The sequence below is a fragment of the Flavobacterium sp. UBA4854 genome (assembly GCF_002399805.1).
Taxonomy (GTDB): Bacteria; Bacteroidota; Bacteroidia; order Flavobacteriales; family Flavobacteriaceae; genus Flavobacterium; species Flavobacterium ginsengisoli.
Window position 1 is genome coordinate 45,431 of sequence record NZ_DHEI01000028.1, and the last position, 2,626, is coordinate 48,056.

Sequence of the window (2,626 nt, forward strand, 5' to 3'; positions counted from 1 at the left end):
TTTAATCCGATGGCTTTCATTTCGACTAAAATTTCGTCTTTTTTTAATTGCGGATTAGGGATTTCTATATATTCTAAAACATCTGATTCTCCAAAAGAAGAAAAGGTAAGTGCTTTCATTTTTAATTGATTTAAGAATGTAAAGTTCGGGAAAATCAAAAGAAAAAGCCTCAAATTATTTTGAGGCTTTTTTTATTTTTTCTTGGCCACAGATTAAAAGGATTTTTCACAGATTTTTTTTATGTTTTTAATTTAAAAATCTTAATAATCCATTTAATCTGTGGCAAAAAAACTAATTAGATCTTAGGGAACTTCATATCATTAAAAGTACTTTTTTGTTTGGCCAAAGCTTCAATGTCTTGCCATTTTCTGGGAGAATCTGCAGAAAGATTTTCATAAGAATCTTTAAGCATCAAGATATCATCTTCGATACGAACGCCAATATTCCACCATTTTTTATCGCATTTACTGTTTGCTGGAATATAAATTCCTGGTTCAACAGTAAGAATCATGTTTTCTTTTAGAGTTCCCATATAATTTCCTTTATCATGAACATCTAAACCAAGAAAGTGCGAACATCCGTGCGGATAATAAATTCGGACATCTTTAGGATCTGTAATAATTCCTAATTTAAGTAACCCAGCAGTTATAACTTCTTTTGCTTTTTTATTTAAATCCTGAATAGGAGTTCCTTCTTTACAGATTTTAAAAACTTCTTCCTGTGCATCATAAACAATTTGGTAAATTGCTTTTTGCTCTTCAGTAAATTTTCCGTTTGCAGGAATTGTTCTTGTAACGTCTGCCGAATAACCGTGATATTCAGAACCAACATCCATTAATAATAATTGATTGTCGATTTTTGTAGCGTTATTGTCTCCATAATGCAAAATACATCCGTTTGCTCCAGCACCAACGATTGGAGGATAACCTTCGCCTTCTGCACCGTAATGTCTGTGAATGTAGGCATGAATTCCGTCTGCTTCATTTTCGCTCATGTCTGGGCCAACTGCTTTCATAACCTCATTATGTGCAACGCAAGAAAGTTTTACCGTTTTGCGCATTAAAACAAGCTCTTCGGGAGTTTTGATTTCGCGAAGAGAATTGGTGATTTTGTCAAACAAATCTGTAGAAGCTTCATTTGCTGTTGTAATTCCTGCCTTAGATTTAAATGATTTTAGTAATGCATATAAATTATCAGGACTGTTGTTTTCTGCAACATCTGTTGGAATTTCGTCATAAATAACTTTGTCAAATTTTGCAAAATCAATTGCAAAGGCATTAAAGTCTTTTCCGTTGTAAACAGTTGTAAAACCTAATTTAGATTTAGCTCCTTCAATTCCTAAACGTCTTCCAGTCCATGTTTCGCGAGACGCATTTCTTTCTCTTACAAAAAGAACTTCGTTGTATTTTTCTGTTCCTTGAGGTTCTTTAAAAAGTACTAAAATAGCATCGGGTTCTTTGTATCCTGTTAAGTAATACATATCAGGATTTGGATGATAATTGTAGTTAATGTCTTTAGAAAAAACTTTTTCTGGATAAGAAAAAACAACGGCGACAGAATTAGCAGGCATTAAAGCTCTAAAAGCTTCACGTCGTCCTTGATGGAATTCTTTTGTTAGGTAATCTGTTGGAAGGTTTTCTTGCGATTGAACAAACGGAGTTGTCAATGCAAATACAAACAAAAATAGAAATTGTTTCATTTTTTGGTTTTTTTGTTGATGATTTGGCTTTTTGATTGATGCAAATTACAAAAAAAATAGTGTTACTTGTTTTATTTTAAACATCTGGGCGATAAAACTTTAAATAATTTGTACTAACTTAGAGACAGAAAATAACAGCGTTGAGTTAAATTTAAACTTAAGAAAAGCTGTAACTGGGCATGAATATTGAGAATAGGATTTTTATAGAATTATTTTAGTTCAAAAAAAGAAAACAAATTATAAATCTTTAAAAAACATTTTTATGAAAAAATACACATTTGCAGTCCTTTCAGTTTTAACGCTATTATTTGCTTCATGCAAGACATCAAAAACAGATAAAAGCGCTGGAGATCTATTTGACACAACTTGGGAACTTGAGTATATTTCTGGACCAAGAATTGCTTTTGAAGGATTGTATCCGCATAAAAAACCACAACTTACTTTCGATCAAAAAGAAACAAAAGTATATGGAAATAATGGATGTAATGGTTATAGTGCACCCTATACCTTAAAAGGTAAGTCTTTGACTTTTGGAGAAGCAGGGCCAACTACAATGATGTTTTGTGAAGGTGGTGGAGAACAGGAGTTTTTAAAACAAATTAAATTAGTTACGAGTTATTCTGTTGATAAAGACGGAAAACTAAATTTAATTCATGATAATGTGCCAGTGATGCGATTTAAAAAAGTAGCTAAACAATAGTACTCAAAATCAATATATAAGAAAGGTGAAATGAAATTTATCATTTCACTTTTTTTATGCTAAATCTAATTTGTCTTTAATTTCAAGTGTTCAATGTTTTTGCTGATGATATTTTTGTCGGATGCTGTTTTAGCTAAACCAAGAGCTGTTTCAAAATGATGTAATGCCTTTTTTATATCAATTCCAGAATAGAGATTTCCTAGTAGAGAATAATAAAAATGATTATC

2 protein-coding genes are annotated in these 2,626 nt (G+C 31.3%); one reads left to right on the plus strand and one right to left on the minus strand.

Going from position 1 to position 2,626, the window contains the following annotated elements; all coding sequences use genetic code 11:
* Window positions 1–295: 295 nt before the first annotated feature.
* Window positions 296–1,699, minus strand: a complete 1,404-nt coding sequence (locus B3J44_RS03480) for an aminopeptidase P N-terminal domain-containing protein (RefSeq protein WP_286965814.1) — start codon at window positions 1,697–1,699, stop codon at window positions 296–298.
* A gap of 262 nt (window positions 1,700–1,961) precedes the next feature.
* On the opposite strand from B3J44_RS03480, the gene B3J44_RS03485 reads away from it, so the two are divergent.
* Window positions 1,962–2,399: an META domain-containing protein gene (locus tag B3J44_RS03485; RefSeq protein ID WP_286965815.1), complete on the plus strand. Its 438-nt coding sequence runs from the start codon at window positions 1,962–1,964 to the stop codon at window positions 2,397–2,399.
* Window positions 2,400–2,626 lie beyond the last annotated feature (227 nt).

What these genes read in the sequence shown, in the direction of transcription:
- B3J44_RS03485 (WP_286965815.1), top strand. Translation starts at nt 1,962, where the DNA reads ATGAAAAAATACACATTTGCAGTCCTTTCAGTTTTAACGCTATTATTT.
- B3J44_RS03480 (WP_286965814.1), bottom strand. Translation starts at nt 1,699, where the DNA reads ATGAAACAATTTCTATTTTTGTTTGTATTTGCATTGACAACTCCGTTT.